Source organism: Peribacillus sp. NJ11, from assembly GCF_030348405.1.
Classification (GTDB): Bacteria; Bacillota; Bacilli; order Bacillales; family DSM-1321; genus Peribacillus.
The window spans coordinates 3,496,491-3,513,896 of record NZ_JAUCFO010000001.1 but is presented as its reverse complement, the minus strand read 5'-3'; the positions used below and the strand labels follow the sequence as shown (position 1 = coordinate 3,513,896).

Below are 17,406 nucleotides of genomic sequence, written 5' to 3'. Positions count from 1 at the left end.
CTGGAACGTTTTTTAAATAAAAAAACTGTAGGCACACTCGCTTTTCTTCGAGTTTGTCTACAGTCTGTAACCAACTCCTGGTTGGTCCTTTTCTTTATAATGTCGTTTTCAAATAACTTTGAACTTCATCCTGCAGCTTGGCATACAGGCTTGTTTCCGATTCAAAATCCTGCTTTTCAAGCATGACAAATTTTTCAGGCTGATCTAAGTCTATTTCAATCGATACCTTGAATTCATAGGTTGCGTTCCCAATTAAATCAATTGAATACTTTTGGCTTTCTTCATCATGATGCACGACGCATTTAACTTTTCCGCCGTTATTGTAGACAGATATTTCACTTTCCAACGCGTTTAATCCAACAGAGCATGTTACTAGGCTTGAAGCCGACATCGCCGTTCCACAAGCATTCGTGAAGCCCACTCCCCGTTCAAATGTCCGCACGTAAATGCTCCCTGGTTCCAACTCTTTCACAAAGCTGACATTGACACCATCAGGGAAAAGCTCATTCGGTTGATTGACCTTTGTTGAAAGGTCTTCTTGCAAATCACTTTGTAAAATATCACTATCGACGAGCGTGATTAAATGTGGATTAGGAACCGCCAAAGCCGAAAATAATAGGGTATCATGAAGTTCCGGCAATGGTTCGTTTTGCAACTGTTCTTTCGCTATAACGAGAGGAAGATCCGTCACATTAAAACTTACAGGGGAAATTTCCACCTTGAAAGTCGGAATGCCCTCATAAATGTCTTCCGTTTTCTCCACGAGTAAATTTGCCTTCATGGTTTCAACGATCATTTTATCGAGCCCTAGAACGTCGTTCGCGTAACGTGCAACACAGCGAAGTCCATTGCCACACATCGAGGCTTCCGATCCATCCGCATTAAAGACACGCATCCTTGCATCAGCATGTTCACTTTTCATTACAAACAAGATTCCGTCCGCTCCAAGCTTTTCCCTATTGCATAGGGCCTTCGCGAAATTTTTTCGCTCTTCTTCAGTAAACGTCAAGGTCGTAGTCAATTCATCAATGATTAAGAAATCATTACCTGAACCATGGCTTTTTAAACCTTCAATAATCATCCTGTCACATCCTCTAATATGCTGCTAGTCATTTATCATTTTTTAATATTCTATATCATAGCATTTTCAGGACGGATGTGTCATCGAGTAAATCATAATAAATCCAATTTTCCCGTCTAAAAAACACAATAAAGAGCGGTTGGAATAGGAAATGACTCATTCCAACCGCTCTTCCTAAATATTAACCGATCATACCGATGATGAAATAGACGATAAACATTCCGGCACTCACATACATAGGTGCTGACACTTCTCTCGCTTTTCCGGTTACAAGCTTCAAGAACGGGTACAGGATGAAACCGAATGCCATTCCATCAGCAATACTGTAAGTGAATGGAATGATCGTGATTATCATGATTGCCGGTATGCTCTCGGTTAAATCGCTGAAATCCAGCTTTTTTATGTTTCCGAGCATCAAAATGCCAATAATAATTAAAATGGGGGCAATGGCGCTATCAGGGATCACTTTAATCACCGGTATAAATAGCAGTGATAGAATGAATAGAAAACCCGTCACCACTGAAGTAAAACCAGTTCTGCCTCCTGATGCGATTCCAGCTGCCGTTTCAACGGTTGCAACCGTAGGACTCGAACCGAATATGCCTGAAATCAGAACGGAAACACTTGTCGCCTGCAGCGACTTTTTATAGGCATCCTGGCGGTTGATACTGTCTACATGCCCGTGTACAAGACCAATATTTTCAAAAACAAGAACCATCGTCATCGCAAATACACTTATCCAGAATTCGATCCGGTCCGCTTCCATGAACGATAATGAAAAGAAGAGATTACCGTAGGAAGCTGTGTCTATGCCTGAAAAATGGATTTCCGATAGTTGAACAGTCCCGAACAAATAGGCAATGAGGCTCCCTGCCAGGATGGTAATCATGAAGTTACCGGGGACATTCTTGATGAATAGCGTAATGGCCAGTAAAAAGGTCAACACTGTCGCACACACCGCAGGATCGCTTAAATCTCCCAGTGCGACGATAGAGGATGAACCTCCCGTGATTATCCCGCCCTTTTCGAGACCGATTAGCATCAAGAATAAGCCAAGACCAACAGATATGGCTTCTTTTATCGAACTTGGAATTGAATCACTGATTATCTTAGAGTATTTTGTGAAAGCGATGACTACAAAAATAACCCCTGAGATAAATACAGCACCAAGCGCCGATTGCCAAGATAGACCCATTCCTTGAACCATGGTATAAGCAAAAAGTGCATTTACGCCCATTCCTGGAACCAGAAGGATTGGGACATTCGCCCAAAGCCCTATCATCATACAGCTTAAGGCAGATAAAAGAATCGTGGCAATCACTGCACCATTAATCGGTATGCCCGCTTCCGATAATATCAGGGAATTCACGATGAGAATATAGACTATCGTAAAATAGCCGACGACTCCAGCAAGGATTTCACGTTTTCCATTCGTTCCATAGTCAGAAAAATGAAAAAACGCTTCCAAGTTTAATTTCTTCATGTTGTATCCTTATTAAATTTATCCCTCGCCCACCCGTTTGTATTAGTGACAAACTACACTTGGTGATTTTATCAAAAAAAAGGATAAAAATAAATAGATAGCTCAAAATTTGAAGAAAACTGCCGAAAATCATTTCGACAGCCTTGATGTTTTTATATTATTTTTGTTCTCCCGCATATCCATCGACTACCAATTCCAGCTTTCCTGTATCGGGTGAAATGATGAGACCATGCACAGGTATATTTTTAGGAATCAGAGGGTGCCCTTTAATCACTTCCACACTGTTCTTACAACTTTCATAAACATCATCAAATCCGCGAAGCCAACTGCGGATATCGATTCCTGCAGCTCCCAGTGTATCGATGGTGGTCTTAGGTATATCACGTTCGATCATCTTGTCTACTACAGAATCGGCATCGACTGATGCCATCCCGCAGTCATGGTGAGGTATGACCAATACTTCATCTGCCTTTAGCTCATAAATAGCAACAAGGATACTCCGCATGACACTTCCGAATGGGTGGGAGACGATTGCCCCGGCAGTTTTCAGGATTTTGACATCGCCATTTTTGACATTCAAGGATTTTGGCAATAGTTCAACGAGCCGAGTGTCCATACAGCTTATGATGACCATACGTTTCTCAGGAAACTTATCCGTTCTATACTTAACATATTCACCTTTTTCTACAAACCGTTCATTATAATCAAGAATCTCATTAAGTAAACTCATATTTACCACCTTTTTATAAGTATTTAATCTATGTATTCCACTATGATTATATCAAATATTTAAAAGATTTGCTAAAGGGTTATCCTAGTCAATTTGAACGATGATTTAGAGTGGCTGCACAGAACCCAAAGACGATGATTTTAGGAATTTCATCAACATTTGATGAAAAAGAAAGGATCGGTGTATTTGTCTTGAATCGCTTCCCCCACTCCAAAGGCATCCATCCTTCTTGGTATGAAACGATTTTTTCCCCGTCTTTTGTGGCAATCTCGAAAGAATTCACACTTCCCGGCGTTTTGATGGGCATCCATTCCGTACCATCTTCCTTATATATCATTCCATTGATCTTCACGAATGACCGATTTTCTTGATACGATCCCAGCAGACCTCCCTGATCATCCATGATCGTCATTTTATTGAAAAGCCCCCTTTTGATATGGTACTTAGCCAGCAAACGTCCCTCATGGTCCACCAGTTCATAACGTTTGGCCAGGAGCATCGACAAGAAATTGGGAATCATCCACATGAACCACTTCATATTCAAATCCCGAATCTCGCCCATTAGAGATCCATCAGGGGCAAAGAGAAGCAGCCGCAATGTCGGTGCTGGCATAAAAGTCAATAAAACATGTTCATTTTTTAATAACGCGGCATTTGACCCTTTGAGTTCATCAGGCAATTCCTTCATTCTATTTTCATATATACGATGACTGACAAATTGGGCAGTGCTAAAGAAAAGAAAAGGAAACGTTATCAATAAAATATTGCCAGGTATCATCGCAAAAATATGGCAAATGAAAAATACAACGGCCAAAAGAAGAGATATCCAAGAAGCATGAAAATTAGAATTGCTCGTTTTTTGATAATATTCGCGTATATTCATATTCCGCTCTGCTCCTCACTCCTTACAAGAAAGTTTGCCGCCTTAAGGCGACCGTTGATTAGCTGTACCCTAAGCCGCCCGGCATCCACTTCCCTAAAAGTTCATGGAAGGAAGTAAATATCATAATACTTTATTCGCTTCAATGTGATCTATTCCCTTTTAAAAATATGGTTCATTCAGATAAAAAAGGACTCCGAATTGAACGGAATCCTTTTACATCGAACTATAATATCCTAAAAATTAATGGGAACCTGTAATCCGTTCCTTCATAAGCCCTAACAGCAGCAATGATGGTGAATACGACTAAAGCTATCCCGATAACCGGCAATAGCAAGAATCCAACCAATACTATAGTGAGTATCCCTGCAACTATTGAATATACGGTGTAGGAAATGAAAAAATTCAGGTATTCCCTTCCGTGATAATCCACATATTGTGACGAGTCCTTCTTCAATAACCAAATCACCAAAGGACCGATAAATGCTGTAAAAAAGCTGATCACATAAATAAGGGCAGCAAACACTCTTTCATCTTTAGTAGGCATAGTGTCTTCTCCTCCTTTCTCATATGAATAATTACGAATCGAATGAAAAATAGTTTCATTTTCCCTCTCATTATATTCGAAAAAAATAAAATTGGACTGCCTTTTATTCATAAAACCCCATCGGCGATACATATGACGAAAAATCCGAACATGTTCACCCGTCTTGTGCATACAGATTAAATAATGGATTGTCCTATTCCTTCTAGATTGGAGTGATGTTTTTTTGCTGAACGAATTTCAAGCCTTCATCCTTGGAATCATTCAAGGCTTGACTGAGTTTTTACCTATTTCAAGTACTGGACATTTATATTTAGGACGGCATATATTCCATCTTGACGAGGCCGGCATTTTTCTTGATACCATGCTCCATATCGGAACCTTGCTGGCGTTATTGGTCGTCTATAAGAGTGACATCATTTCCATTTTGAAAAATCCTTTCTCCAAAATGACCCTGCTTCTGATTGCTGGGACGATCCCCGCAGTGATTGCCGGCATTTTACTAGGGGATTGGTTTGATGGACTTTCAAAAACAGGCGTAACCATAGGCTGGGAATTTTTAGCGACCGGACTGATTTTATGGGTAGCGGACGGCGTAAGAAAAGGTGGCAAATCCTTAAATGAAATTTCCATCAAAGATGCCCTGATCATCGGTACCTTCCAAGCTGCTGCCATCATGCCTGCTCTTTCGCGTTCGGGCCTAACGATAGCCGCTGGGCTCTTCTGCAGATTGGATAGGGCCACTGCAGCTTATTTTTCCTTTCTGCTTTCAATTCCTGCCATTACGGGAGGCATTGTATTTCAGATGAAACCAATATTTACAGGAGAAGTTGAACGGCTTCCAATCACTGCTCTTTTCGTTGGCACCCTAGCCGCAGCAATCTTTGGTTATATAGCCGTGGTATGGATGATCGATTTCTTAAAAAAGCGTTCATTGAAAATATTCTCCATTTATGTATGGGCCCTCGGAGCAATCATTTTATTCATGCAATTCACAGGTAAATTTTAAAGATAGCAACAAGTTTCCCTAAAAAAAGCTGGCGAAGAAATCAGTTTTCCATGGATAAAAGCAGCCGTTTGCCTTCCAATTTCACCCTTCATAAAAAAGTTGAAATTTGACGAAAAAAAAAGGCAAAAAACCTATTCCCAAACCGTTTTTTTTTTAGTATTATACCTTCGTAAGGTTCTTTAAATCCGTATAATTTCTGACAATAAAAATAGGGAAGGCAAATGGTGCGCCACCGGTTTCCGGTTCTAGTGGGTTCGATTCCCACCCCGAAATTTTTTGATGAACGACTTAAAAAATTTCGAGGGTGGGCAGCGACTACGCATAAAAACTGCCCTCAAACGGAGGGACGGAAATGTTAAAAAAGAGAGATTTCACAGATTGTTTTTCTCTTTATGAACAAATGACGCATCCAGATGTCTTCCCTTTCGTGCGCCATAAAGTAGATTCATATGAAGAATATGTTTTCATTACTAAGCAAACGATCGAGGCCGAAGATGCTGGGGAACTCATTTCACGAACAATCTTGGATGAATGGGAAAATCCCATCGGTTGCATTTCTTTATACGATATTGAAAATGGTGCAGGTTTCTTAGGCACATGGCTTGGCAAGTCTTATCATGGAAAAGGGTATAATGCCATTGCAAAAGACGCTTTCTTTAAAGAGCTTTTTTTCGAGCTCGGTTTGGAAACGGTCTTCATGCGTATTCGCAAAAAAAATATCCGCTCTATAAAAGCCGCAGAAAAGCTTCCTTATGCCGTCAATGCCAACGAAACAAGAAAGTCCCTTTATGATCAGATCAATCATGAAGGAGATATCTTCGATTTGTATGAAATCCCTAAAGATTTATACACCTTTCATATCCTTAGACAGCATGATGATGATGAACAGCAGTTACTTGAAGCATAAAAAAAACAAAAAAACAAATCCGTTGATTTTAAGATGGCTTTGCTTTTCTTTTCATATAATGCCCGGAGCTTCCAAAATTGGAAAGCTCTTTTTTCCATTTTAACAGGATGTTTTGGAAAGTTTGCTGCAATTCCCTATTCTTTTCAGGGATATTTTTTTATAATGAATACAATTGACCAATTCAACAATATATCCAATGCGCCATTGAAAGGACTTAATCATGAAAAAAACAATTGCTTTTATCGTGCAGCTTATCATACTTCTCATCATTTGCAAGCTTGGCTACTTTATAGCACATTTACTTCATTTACCTATTCCGGGCAACGTCATCGGCATGATTCTATTATTCAGTTTACTACAGACGAAGGTTTTAAAAGTCGAGTGGATCGAACTTACTTCAGGATTCTTGGTTAAACACCTAGCCTTTTTCTTCATTCCAATTTCAATCAGTTTAATGACCATGGGGTGGCTTTTCATAGAATTTGGTTTGCCATTGGCACTTACATTGGGAGTCAGCCTTATATTTGGATTCATCGTTTCGGCTTGGACTGTTCAGAAGTTATCCCATAGAGGAGAGGTTAAGCAGCATGACAGCGCTCATCACAACTTATAGCATCTTGATAACCATCCTTGCCTATTCCATTGGAAGGAAAATATATGCTAAACATCCATCACCTTTTACGACGCCCGTATTTTTCAGTACGGTTACAATCATTCTTGTATTGCTGATCAGCGGTTTGGACTTCGAAGATTATTCACCGGGAAAAGACCTCATCACCTATTTCCTGGGACCAGCTACCGTTGCTTTGGCGGTACCACTTTATAAAAACAGAAAGATAATCGTTAAATATGCAATTCCGGCAATTAGCGGCATGATCTTTGGTCTTATGGCCACATTGGTCATTGCCTTCGCCATTGCTAAAGTATTTTCACTACCGCAAGTCATACTCCAAGGATTGGCAGTTAAATCCATTACAGTGCCAATCGCTGTAGAAATCACGGAACTTTATGGTGGAAATTCTAATATTTCAGCAGCCTTCGTCATTTTGACTGGGGTGCTGGGTACGATGATCGCTCCAAAAATGATGGATAAATTAAACATTACGATGCCCTTCGCACGTGGTATTGCCTATGGTACGATCGCTCATGGCCTTGGAACGGCTCAAGCTGCCCAGGAAAGTGAGTTTACCGGGGCAGTCGCAGGTGCGGCAATGGCTATCGCAGGTATCCTTATTTCCTGTTTCTTTCCTTTTATAAATAATTTTCTATAAAAAGAACCGCAACGTCAGTGACGTTGCGGTTCTTTTTATGATTCATCTTTTTTCAGGCCCTCGTATAAACGTCTTAGAATATGGGTTTTATACAGCTCCAGCTTTTTTTTCTCAATTGGATGATAGTTAATCCCTGCGGTCTTTAATTGCTGAATGAACCATCCTTTGGAATATTCATAAGCCATTCTACCCCCTCCTCTGTTCGAAAAAGATATGCTTCAGAGAAGGGATTGATACTTATTTTTTTGCAGCCATTACTTCAAGTAATAAATCATACATTTCCGCTGCCTTTTTGAATGGGCGTTTTTGACGCATTTTCTCCTGATATTCATCCGAATGATTCACCAAGTCCACTAATGTAGCATTAAAAATCCGGACATTTAAATCTTCTTCTTGGATGACTTTACAAAACCCCTGTTTTTCAAAGCTTGAAGCATTCAAGATTTGATCTCCACGCGATGCATTGGCACTTAGCGGTATAAGCAACATAGGCTTTTGCAAACCAAGGAATTCAAATATGGAATTTGAACCTGCCCTTGACACAACGACATCAGCAGCAGCCAATAGATCAAATAATTCTTCATGTACGAATTCAAAGGGAGCATATCCCCTTTGTTTCAATTCGGTTTTAACATTACCCTTACCACAAATGTGAATGATCTGGTAATCCTTTAATAGCGCATCAAGGTTATCTGTAATCAAGTTATTGATTTTTACAGCTCCAAGGCTGCCGCCCATAACGAGTAGGACCGGTTTGTTATTCGTGAATCCGCAAAATGCCTTTCCGGAGGAAGGGTTTCCCGTAAAAATCCCATCGCGCAATACAGCTCCAAGATACATGGCCTTCTCTTTCGGAAGGTTTTTTTCCGTTTCCTGGAAGGTAGTGAAAATCTTCGACGCAAGTGGCATGGCAATTTTATTGGCCAGACCAGGTGTATAATCCGATTCATGTATCGCAATCGGAATTCTTAACATCCTACCTGCCAAAACGACTGGAACGGAAACGAATCCACCCTTGGAGAAAATGAAATCCGGCTTGGTTTCTTTTAGAATTTTTCGTGCATCAAAAATCCCTTTTATGACCCGGAATGGATCTTTCATATTTTCAACAGATAGGTAACGTCGGAATTTCCCAACGGAAATCGTTTCATAACGGACCTCGGGAAATTCCTTTTCGATGATATTTTTTTCAATGCCTTTTTTTGAACCAATATAAGTAACATCCCAATCATGCTTTAAAAATTCCGGGATGATTGCAGCATTAACAGATACATGACCGGCAGAACCGCCTCCGGTAAATACTATTTTCTTAGTCAATATTTCCACCTTCCAAACTTAAAAAGTCACTTTGCATCCATATTACCATATATCCTTGCCATTAATAACTTGAAAAAGTATTCAGTGAACCGTAAAATACCAACATGAATGTAATCATCGATTATTTTTCCTTTTTCAGCATGAATATATTATAATCTTAGTATTCTACAATACTACAAGATACATTGGAGGAGTAATACATTGCAAGAAGTTTCTGAATCTCTCCATCAATTTGATGGAATCGAAGCCTGGACCAAATTAGGAATTTCCATAGGCATTTTTCTAATCTTCCTTTTGCTTCGGAAAGTATTTACTACATATATATTCAAATTCTTTCTAAGAATAGCGGAAAAACGTAAAGTTGAATTTGCGGCCAACTTAATGCTCGCTATAGAACAGCCTGTAAGATGGCTTATCGTTTTGATTGGTGTTATCATTTCACTGCACTATTTTCCGATTGACACACCTTCGGTTGAATTAAGATCGAAAATATACAGATCATTTTTTGTCTTTTTATTCTTTTGGACATTTTCCAATATCAGTTCGATCTTAACTATTTTATTTCCGAAATTAGTAAGTAAATTCGGACTTGAAGTCGATCTAATCGTCATGCCGTTCTTTACGAAAATCATAAAATTAATCATCATTGCTTTCGGTGCCTCCATCATTGCGGAAGAATGGGGATTCAATGTCGATGGATTTGTTGCAGGGCTTGGTTTGGGTGGATTGGCTTTCGCTCTTGCCGCTAAAGATACCGTCAGCAATTTCTTTGGGGGTATCGTCATCGTTACCGAAAAACCTTTCACCATAGGAGATTGGATCAAAACTCCTAGTGTGGAGGGGACAATTGAAGACATCACATTCCGAAGCACCAAAGTTCGGACGTTTGCCCAAGCTTTAGTTACGGTTCCAAATGCGACCCTTTCGAATGAACCGATCATTAACTGGTCCAAGATGGGCAAAAGACAGATTGCCTTCCATTTGGGTGTGAATGTAACAACACCAAAAGAAAAATTGGAAAATGTCATTAAAGACATAGAAAAAATGCTGATTGACCATCCAGAAGTACATCCGGAAACGATTCTGGTTAAATTTGATGAGTTTAGTCATTCCGGTTTCAATCTCTACCTTTATTTCTTCACGAATGCGACGGACTTTGGAGGATATTTATCAATCAAAGAAGATGTGAACTTTAAAATCATGGAGATACTGGAACAGGAAGATGTACAAATTGCCATCCCTTCCCAGGCTTTCATTCTTCAAAAAGACTCTAATATGGAAGCCATGAATGATTTTGAATCCATGCGCGACTGACAAAAAGACTTGCCCTAATAGGCAAGTCTTTTTTAGCTTTAAATAAAGCTTAAAACCTCACACGCTATGTGATATAATTCTTTCATTGTGTTGAAAATTCCAAATATTGATATTGAGGTACTTTGATGAATCAGACTTATACTAAATCGCAAAAGATCCGCCTGTTATTTTATATATTGATACCTATCCTGATCACTCAAATCGGTCTTTATGCCATGACTTTTTTCGATGTTATGATGTCGGGGCAATACAGTACGCAGGACGTTGCGGGCGTCTCGATCGGCAGTTCGCTTTGGACACCCGTGTACACGGGGCTGAGTGGGATATTGATTGCCCTAACGCCGGTGGTTTCACAGCTGGTTGGGTCCAAGCAGTCTAAATCCGTTTCATATTCCGTGATGCAGGCCATTTATTTAGCTGTCGCTTTAGCCTTGGTCATTTTAATCATTGGGGCGTTTTCTTTGAATCCCATATTGAATGCCATGAATCTTGAAGATAATGTCCACCGGGTGGCGCATGATTATTTGATCGCCCTTTCAATCGGAATCATTCCTTTATTCGTTTATAATACGTTAAGGGCCTTCATAGATGCACTGGGGCAGACGAGGATTTCCATGATCATTACCCTGTGTGCACTCCCGATTAACGTCCTATTTAATTACCTGTTGATATACGGGAAGTTTGGATTCCCCGAACTTGGCGGTGTCGGTTCAGGATACGCTACGGCCATTACTTATTGGTTAATTGCCCTGGTTGCCATCCTTGTAGTGGTCAAAATCAACCCTTTTTCGACATATAAGGTTTTCAGTGAATTTTTCCGGGTTTCCTTGAAAGAATGGCGGGCCCTATTATTGATTGGGGTGCCTATCGGGCTGGCTATCTTTTTTGAAACAAGCATTTTCTCAGCCGTTACCCTTTTGATGAGTAAGTATGATACCGTGACAATTGCTTCGCATCAGATTGCCATGAATTTCGCGTCACTGCTTTATATGATGCCGCTAAGTATATCCATGGCATTGACGATCGTCATTGGATTTGAAATTGGGGCAGCCCGCTATAAAGATGCCCGAGAGTACAGCTGGATTGGCATTTCGATGGCATTGACGATGTCACTGGTTTTATCGACCATCCTATTCCTCTTCCGTGAACCTGTCGCCTCTGTATACACTAAAGATCATGAGGTAATGATGCTGACATCACATTTTTTAATATATGCCATCTTCTTTCAGATATCAGATGCCCTGCAGGCACCTATACAGGGTATTTTGCGTGGATATAAAGATGTAAATGTCACGTTTGCGATGTCACTGGTCTCCTATTGGATTCTCGGACTTCCCATTGGCTATTTCTTTGCAAAGTATACGGATATGGGGGCCTTTGGGTATTGGATAGGCTTAATTTCCGGCTTGGCTCTCGGAGCTATAGGATTGGCGGCCCGCTTAAGGTTCATACAGAAAGTAAAATATAAAAAAATGGCGTAATAAAAGAGTGGGGCTGGATTACACCGGCCCCACCCTTTTTCATTCTGAAGATCATGCCCTTAACCACTAAGCTTTATAAATTTTCCCAAGAACATCCTTACCGCCTGTAACGGGTATGATGCTGCCGGTAATGAAATCTGATTTTTCATCACATAAGAATGTGATGACCCTCGCTATATCCTCCCCTGTACCAGGTCTGCCGACTGGTACCGAATCATCCTTTACTCCTCTTGCGACCCTAATTTCTTCCTCTTTCCAATCACCAACGATATCGCCAGGACAGACCATATTAACGGTGATTCCATGTGTAGCTTCTTCAGCAGCTAAAGTTCTAGTCAAGGAGGTCAAGCCGCTCTTTGCAGCGGAAAAAGCAGAACGATAAATCCAACCCGGTGCAGTTTCACACCTCTCAAACCCTAATGTAATGACCCTTCCCCAGCTTCTACTGCGCATTTGTGGAATAAGTTCCTTCGCAATATAGAAAAAACCATTTAAATTCCCATCCATGATATACTTCCATTCATCACTGGCATATTCAGTCATGAGCTTGCGATCATGCATATATGGCCCTGCGTTATGAATGAAGATATCAATATGGCCAAAGGCCTCCAAGGCCAACTGCAAAATATTCCGGCAATCTCTCTCACTTGACGAATCACCTTGAATCGCGAGTGCCTTAACATGATACTTATCCCGTAATTGATCCACTAATGCTAAAGCTGCCTTTTTACTTTTTCGATAAGTAATGATAATGGACATTCCATTATCCGCGAGTGAAAATGCCATCCTTTTGCCGATTCCAGTTGCTCCACCAGTAATAAAAGCTACTTTTTCATCCACAGGCATACCCTCTTTATCAAATGGATTTTACTTAATTATACATAAGTTTGACCCGATTTCTATAATTTAGTAATTATAAAAACGAACCTATAGGCTTTAGCCTGCATAAAATATAAGAAATAAACCTGTCAGCCCATAAACAGGAGAGAGGAATTCAAAATGTTTCCCTGGAATTCACTTTTTTCTTTTAAAAATAACCCGAACCAAAAGGACTTCATGAAAAATATGCAGCAAAGTGATGTACAATCATTCATTGAAAAAGTATTTTCACAGGTCATCCCTGAAAATATGGAAGGTATGATGAACCAAAATGATGGCAGCTCACAAAAAGTAAATGCCAAATCTGAACATCCTTTACATGCCGATGTATTTGAAACTCATTTATATGTCTTTGTAAGAATTCCCATAGAAGATGAATCTTGGCTGAAGAAAATGAAACTTTACCATACCTCTAACCAATCCATCATTGAGGGGATTCCAGAAGAGTCAGATCGCCATGTCATAACACTTCCCGCTCTTGTAAAGAAAAAAGGGGCATCAGCCCAATATAAAGAATCAACATTGGAAATACGTCTTCAGAAAAGTTTCAATACCCAGTATTCAGAAATCGATGTATCCGATATTTAACGTGCTTCAATGGGACCACACTGATGAAAAAGTGCGGTTCCTGCCATTCTATTAGATTTCGGCAATCAATCGATGTCACAATTCATACTATTCCCTTGAATGGAATTAGTTATTTTCACACAAAAAAAAGCGCACCCCATGTTTTTGGGATGCACTCTTCTATTAATCTATTATTTTCCGATGAATTGTTGAGTCCAGTAGTTACCAGATTCCACATAACCTACTCCAATATGAGTAAAGCTAGAATTCATGATGTTTTCACGGTGTCCTGGGCTATCCATCCAAGCTTGTACAACTTCTTCAGGTGTTTGTTGACCTTGTGCGATGTTCTCGCCTGCTGTTGTATAGCTGATTCCGAATTTTTTCATCATATCGAATGGTGAGCCGTAAGTTGGGCTATTGTGGTCAAAGTAGTTATTATCTTTCATGTCTTGAGACTTGGCGCGTGCAACTTTGCTCAACTCAGTGTCGATTTTAAGAGCTGCCAAACCTTGTTTTTCACGTTCTGCATTAGTTAATTTAACAACTTCTTGTTCAAAAGCGCTTAATTCAGAGCTTGTCTCTTGTTTTTCACCAGTTGATTTATCAGGTGTTACTTCAGGTTTTGCTTCAGGTTTTGGTTGGTTTACTGTTCCAGCTTCTTGAGCTGGTTTTTGAGCTGGTTTTTGAACTGGTTTTTGAACTGGTTTTTGAACTGGTTTTTGTTGTGCCTGTGCTGCCGGTAAAGTGATATTGTATTTAGTTAGGTATTGGTTAAGGACTTTTTGCATATCCTCTTTATTCATAGATTGGTAAGTTACTTGTTTCACAGTATCACAGTTGGCTGCTTCTGCTTGGTTAGCTCCTACTCCTGTGAATATAATAGCTGCAGCTGCTGCTGCTGACATAAACATTTTCTTTTTCATTCGTATTTCCTCCTGTGATGTTCTTTTTTTGTTGTGCTTTGCTTCTGGAATTATCATATCATGCACTTTTTGTAATATATGCACCAGCAATTTCCAACAAATTCACAGGATGCGAATGAGAATATATTATTATCATAGTTTCAGAGAAAGCAAGCAAAAATGCTTTAACTATCTATGTTTCTGCCAACAGTATAAATACTCATGTTTTTCCAGATATTCCTTGTCAATGGTAGTTACATAGAACTATTTCCATGGAATACTAATAATTTTAAGTTGACATATCGTTTCTAACCTAATGATTGTGACTTTCTTTACTTTTATGTTACAAATTTTTCGAATTGACTTCGACATTTCATCCTTTTTCCTTATCTATTAAAACCTGTTGCTTGAACATTTTTCCAAATAAAAAAACAATCCGGATTTAAACCCGAATTGTTTTGCTTTTGATGGTTCATTCATCATTTCATTTCTCCATCATCCATCTCGTCCATTTCCTTTTTATCACCATTTTGTTCAGGAGGGCTTGGTTTGCCTATGACGAATTCCTTCTTTGGCATGTTGTGCATATCCCTTGCCGTTACATGGGCATATACATAATAGGTTCCTTCTTCTTCAAAAGCCTTTTCCATTTCATAAATGCCGTTTCCTTTATGTTTTACAGAGATCTTGTCATGGTCATCGCTATTTGCAAGCCAAATTTCAAAACTGACATCATCCGCATCTGTCACTTCTTCGTCCCCGTAGGTCACTTTTGCCTGAAACTTCACAGACTCGTTCACTTTGCCCTGAATTGGATCGACAGCTAAATCGACATTTAACATTTTCGGTATTTCCTCTTCCTTGCCACATCCAGCCAATAAAATTAACGCCATGCAAAATAACATGATTTTTTTCATTTTTGAACGTATCCCCTTTTTATGAATTCCATTCTTCTTTTATTATCGGTAGGACGACCCTGACTTTTGTTCCCCTTTTTTCCTTGCTTTCTATTTCGATTTTGCCATTTTGCAATTCCACCAATTTTTTGACGATCGACAGTCCGAGCCCTGACCCTCCATCAAAACGGCTGCGTGCTTTGTTCACCCGGTAAAAACGATTCATAACATATGGCAGATCCGCTTCAGGAATCCCGTTACCCGTATCAGTAACCAACAGTTCGCAATTTTCTTTATGCTGAATTAGGCTAATATCGATTGATCCTCCAGGATCCGTGTACTGAATGGCATTGTCAAGAATGTTATGCAGGATCTGTTCCATCCTGCCTTCATCTCCAATAATAATCGGATCTGGATCCAGCTCGATCTGCAAGTCCAATTGCTTTTCTTTTATTATCGGTTCATATTTAACAAGCACTTCTTCAATGAATTGCGCATAGGCAATCGGAGTTTTATATAGCATGAATGGGTCACTATCCATTTTTGATAAGTCCATCAAATCTCCTACAAGGCGCTGCAGCCTAAGAGCTTCCCTTGAAATGAGTTGAAGGTATTTCCGTTCCTCTTCATCATTTTTCACGACACCATCCAAAATGGCCTGTGTGTACCCCTTTACGTAACTAAGCGGGGTCCTGAGCTCATGTGCCACATTTTCAAGAAACTCTTTTTTTCTTTCCTCTTCCAAATGGATTGAATTGGCCATATCATTAAAGGCTATTGCCAATTTGCCTATTTCATCATGACTCCTTACCGGAACCTGTATGTCATAATTCCCCTCCGAGACACGATGGGCAGCTGTCTCGATTTCCTTAATCGGACTGACCAGTTTTTTCAACCATTTCGTAGTAAAAAAAATCGCGACAATCAAGAATAAAAGAATCGCTGCCATCCATTTTGCTGCAAATTCCTTTAGCAATACAGTAATTGAATCTACTGGAATATATGTATAGATGATACCTTCTAGGCGATCTTCATCAATCAGGGGTATGATGGCCGCAACGATATTTTTTTCAAACCTTTTCTCATACCCCTCTTTTTCAACGGCTTTTCCGGCTAAAAGCATTTGCCTTTCTTCTTCAGAAATAAGGGTGTCATAGTTTATTTCAAAAGGCAGACAGGCACTCAATTCCCTGGGATTGTTGACGACAAAGACCTCGCTGTCATTCTTACTGTTGAACCATTCAACTTTTTGCTTATATTCTTCGCTGATTTCACCGCCGGAATAATCCGCTCCAAGCAACGACGCTTCATTGACTAAATCTGTTTTAAGCTTTTCCACATATAGATTTTTATAATAATATTGAGAAAGGGAATAAGCGAAAAGCACGGACAAGATGATGGCAGTGATGATGGTGAGCCATAATTTAAAAGAGAGGGATCTCCATTTATTAATCATTTCTTTTCCTCTATCTTATAACCGATTCCCCAGACGGTTTGAATGTAATCGGCCGCGCTTAATTTCATTCGTAACGTTTTGATATGGGTATCCACGGTACGTAAAGATCCCCCATATTCCCCGCTCCATACATTTTCAAGCAGTTGTTCACGACTGAGTGCCTGACTTTTATGACGCATGAGGAATAAAAGCAATTCGAATTCTTTCAAAGTTAAATTGATCGGCTTCCCTTCCACCAAAACCGTTCTGGATTGTAAGTTTAAGCTAATGTTACCGAATCGGACATGGTTTTGATTCTCTTCATTCAATGACAGTTTTCCTGTCCTTCGCAATACCGCTTCGACCCTTGCGACCAATTCTCCAGGATTGAACGGTTTGACGATATAATCATCCCCGCCGAGCTTCAGCCCTTTCACCTTATCCCATTCTTCACCTTTAGCACTGACAAATATCACAGGAATCTCCCAATTTTCACGGATTTTTTCACAAACGGAGAAACCGTCCATACCTGGCATCATGATATCCAATAGGATTAAATCTACTTCCTGTGTTTCAACCATACTAATGGCTTCTTTTCCATTCGCAGCTTGAAAGCATCGATAACCTGAATTCAGCAAATACATTTCAATTAGATTCCGCATATCCTCTTCATCATCCACGACTAATATGGTGTAAACATGCATGTC

At 39.8% G+C, this 17,406-nt stretch carries 19 protein-coding genes; 7 read left to right on the top strand and 12 right to left on the bottom strand.

Annotated elements, in window-relative coordinates; genetic code table 11:
- Positions 1-94: 94 nt before the first annotated feature.
- The 5 genes from dapF to QUF86_RS17400 form a co-directional block, all read right to left on the bottom strand.
- Positions 95-1,081, bottom strand: coding sequence for a diaminopimelate epimerase (dapF, locus tag QUF86_RS17420; protein WP_289325376.1), 987 nt, complete (start codon positions 1,079-1,081; stop codon positions 95-97).
- A gap of 181 nt (positions 1,082-1,262) precedes the next feature.
- On the bottom strand, positions 1,263-2,564 hold the full coding sequence (locus tag QUF86_RS17415; protein ID WP_289335010.1) for an NCS2 family permease: 1,302 nt from the start codon (positions 2,562-2,564) through the stop codon (positions 1,263-1,265).
- Between the two features lie 157 nt (positions 2,565-2,721).
- Positions 2,722-3,294: a beta-class carbonic anhydrase gene (locus QUF86_RS17410; protein ID WP_289335009.1), complete on the bottom strand. Its 573-nt coding sequence runs from the start codon at positions 3,292-3,294 to the stop codon at positions 2,722-2,724.
- A gap of 88 nt (positions 3,295-3,382) precedes the next feature.
- The gene (locus QUF86_RS17405) at positions 3,383-4,177 is read right to left on the bottom strand and encodes a hypothetical protein (protein WP_289316082.1); all 795 of its coding nucleotides are present in this window, start codon (positions 4,175-4,177) and stop codon (positions 3,383-3,385) included.
- A gap of 223 nt (positions 4,178-4,400) precedes the next feature.
- The gene (locus tag QUF86_RS17400; protein WP_148358193.1) at positions 4,401-4,721 is read right to left on the bottom strand and encodes a DUF4870 domain-containing protein; all 321 of its coding nucleotides are present in this window, start codon (positions 4,719-4,721) and stop codon (positions 4,401-4,403) included.
- Between the two features lie 226 nt (positions 4,722-4,947).
- Here QUF86_RS17400 and QUF86_RS17395 point away from each other — a divergent pair, with 226 nt between their 5' ends.
- The 4 genes from QUF86_RS17395 (at position 4,948) to QUF86_RS17380 (ending at position 7,905) form a co-directional block, all read left to right on the top strand.
- Positions 4,948-5,727, top strand: a complete 780-nt coding sequence (locus QUF86_RS17395; RefSeq protein WP_289318357.1) for an undecaprenyl-diphosphate phosphatase — start codon at positions 4,948-4,950, stop codon at positions 5,725-5,727.
- A gap of 352 nt (positions 5,728-6,079) precedes the next feature.
- Positions 6,080-6,634, top strand: a complete 555-nt coding sequence (locus QUF86_RS17390; protein ID WP_289316081.1) for a GNAT family N-acetyltransferase — start codon at positions 6,080-6,082, stop codon at positions 6,632-6,634.
- A gap of 220 nt (positions 6,635-6,854) precedes the next feature.
- On the top strand, positions 6,855-7,247 hold the full coding sequence (locus tag QUF86_RS17385; RefSeq protein ID WP_289316080.1) for a CidA/LrgA family protein: 393 nt from the start codon (positions 6,855-6,857) through the stop codon (positions 7,245-7,247).
- On the top strand, positions 7,222-7,905 hold the full coding sequence (locus QUF86_RS17380; RefSeq protein ID WP_289335008.1) for an LrgB family protein: 684 nt from the start codon (positions 7,222-7,224) through the stop codon (positions 7,903-7,905). Before QUF86_RS17385 ends, QUF86_RS17380 begins: the two co-directional genes overlap by 26 nt.
- A gap of 35 nt (positions 7,906-7,940) precedes the next feature.
- Here the strand turns inward: QUF86_RS17380 and QUF86_RS17375 are convergent, their stop codons facing one another.
- Complete coding sequence (locus tag QUF86_RS17375) at positions 7,941-8,090, bottom strand: DUF2639 domain-containing protein (protein ID WP_289335007.1); 150 nt, start codon at positions 8,088-8,090, stop codon at positions 7,941-7,943.
- A gap of 52 nt (positions 8,091-8,142) precedes the next feature.
- The gene (locus tag QUF86_RS17370; protein ID WP_289335006.1) at positions 8,143-9,231 is read right to left on the bottom strand and encodes an undecaprenyldiphospho-muramoylpentapeptide beta-N-acetylglucosaminyltransferase; all 1,089 of its coding nucleotides are present in this window, start codon (positions 9,229-9,231) and stop codon (positions 8,143-8,145) included.
- Positions 9,232-9,423: 192 nt separating this feature from the next.
- Here QUF86_RS17370 and QUF86_RS17365 point away from each other — a divergent pair, with 192 nt between their 5' ends.
- Together QUF86_RS17365 and QUF86_RS17360 are read left to right on the top strand one after the other, a co-directional pair.
- Positions 9,424-10,536, top strand: a complete 1,113-nt coding sequence (locus tag QUF86_RS17365; protein ID WP_289316076.1) for a mechanosensitive ion channel family protein — start codon at positions 9,424-9,426, stop codon at positions 10,534-10,536.
- Positions 10,537-10,661: 125 nt separating this feature from the next.
- Complete coding sequence (locus QUF86_RS17360; RefSeq protein WP_289335005.1) at positions 10,662-12,017, top strand: MATE family efflux transporter; 1,356 nt, start codon at positions 10,662-10,664, stop codon at positions 12,015-12,017.
- Between the two features lie 66 nt (positions 12,018-12,083).
- Here QUF86_RS17360 and QUF86_RS17355 read toward each other — a convergent pair whose 3' ends face one another.
- A complete protein-coding gene (locus tag QUF86_RS17355; RefSeq protein WP_289335004.1) occupies positions 12,084-12,857 on the bottom strand; it encodes an SDR family oxidoreductase in 774 nt (257 codons plus the stop codon).
- A 159-nt stretch (positions 12,858-13,016) separates the two neighbouring features.
- On the opposite strand from QUF86_RS17355, the gene QUF86_RS17350 reads away from it, so the two are divergent.
- Positions 13,017-13,484, top strand: a complete 468-nt coding sequence (locus QUF86_RS17350; RefSeq protein WP_289335003.1) for an Hsp20/alpha crystallin family protein — start codon at positions 13,017-13,019, stop codon at positions 13,482-13,484.
- A gap of 170 nt (positions 13,485-13,654) precedes the next feature.
- On the opposite strand, the gene QUF86_RS17345 is transcribed toward QUF86_RS17350, so the two are convergent.
- The 4 genes from QUF86_RS17345 to QUF86_RS17330 form a co-directional block, all read right to left on the bottom strand.
- On the bottom strand, positions 13,655-14,389 hold the full coding sequence (locus QUF86_RS17345) for a CAP domain-containing protein (RefSeq protein WP_289335002.1): 735 nt from the start codon (positions 14,387-14,389) through the stop codon (positions 13,655-13,657).
- A gap of 458 nt (positions 14,390-14,847) precedes the next feature.
- Entirely contained in the window at positions 14,848-15,285 is a 438-nt protein-coding gene (locus QUF86_RS17340) for a FixH family protein (protein ID WP_289316071.1), read from the bottom strand.
- Positions 15,286-15,304: 19 nt separating this feature from the next.
- Positions 15,305-16,720 (bottom strand): sensor histidine kinase, encoded by a 1,416-nt coding sequence (locus QUF86_RS17335; RefSeq protein WP_289316070.1) that lies wholly within the window; start codon positions 16,718-16,720, stop codon positions 15,305-15,307.
- On the bottom strand, positions 16,717-17,403 hold the full coding sequence (locus QUF86_RS17330) for a response regulator transcription factor (protein WP_289316069.1): 687 nt from the start codon (positions 17,401-17,403) through the stop codon (positions 16,717-16,719). The genes QUF86_RS17335 and QUF86_RS17330 overlap by 4 nt, the downstream gene beginning before the upstream one ends.
- Positions 17,404-17,406 lie beyond the last annotated feature (3 nt).

Coding starts and splice junctions, on each gene's coding strand:
- dapF (WP_289325376.1), bottom strand. CDS start 1,081: ATGATTATTGAAGGTTTAAAAAGCCATGGTTCAGGTAATGATTTCTTA.
- QUF86_RS17415 (WP_289335010.1), bottom strand. CDS start 2,564: ATGAAGAAATTAAACTTGGAAGCGTTTTTTCATTTTTCTGACTATGGA.
- QUF86_RS17410 (WP_289335009.1), bottom strand. CDS start 3,294: ATGAGTTTACTTAATGAGATTCTTGATTATAATGAACGGTTTGTAGAA.
- QUF86_RS17405 (WP_289316082.1), bottom strand. CDS start 4,177: ATGAATATACGCGAATATTATCAAAAAACGAGCAATTCTAATTTTCAT.
- QUF86_RS17400 (WP_148358193.1), bottom strand. CDS start 4,721: ATGCCTACTAAAGATGAAAGAGTGTTTGCTGCCCTTATTTATGTGATC.
- QUF86_RS17390 (WP_289316081.1), top strand. CDS start 6,080: ATGTTAAAAAAGAGAGATTTCACAGATTGTTTTTCTCTTTATGAACAA.
- QUF86_RS17385 (WP_289316080.1), top strand. CDS start 6,855: ATGAAAAAAACAATTGCTTTTATCGTGCAGCTTATCATACTTCTCATC.
- QUF86_RS17380 (WP_289335008.1), top strand. CDS start 7,222: ATGACAGCGCTCATCACAACTTATAGCATCTTGATAACCATCCTTGCC.
- QUF86_RS17375 (WP_289335007.1), bottom strand. CDS start 8,090: ATGGCTTATGAATATTCCAAAGGATGGTTCATTCAGCAATTAAAGACC.
- QUF86_RS17360 (WP_289335005.1), top strand. CDS start 10,662: ATGAATCAGACTTATACTAAATCGCAAAAGATCCGCCTGTTATTTTAT.
- QUF86_RS17350 (WP_289335003.1), top strand. CDS start 13,017: ATGTTTCCCTGGAATTCACTTTTTTCTTTTAAAAATAACCCGAACCAA.
- QUF86_RS17345 (WP_289335002.1), bottom strand. CDS start 14,389: ATGAAAAAGAAAATGTTTATGTCAGCAGCAGCAGCTGCAGCTATTATA.
- QUF86_RS17340 (WP_289316071.1), bottom strand. CDS start 15,285: ATGAAAAAAATCATGTTATTTTGCATGGCGTTAATTTTATTGGCTGGA.
- QUF86_RS17335 (WP_289316070.1), bottom strand. CDS start 16,720: ATGATTAATAAATGGAGATCCCTCTCTTTTAAATTATGGCTCACCATC.
- QUF86_RS17330 (WP_289316069.1), bottom strand. CDS start 17,403: ATGCATGTTTACACCATATTAGTCGTGGATGATGAAGAGGATATGCGG.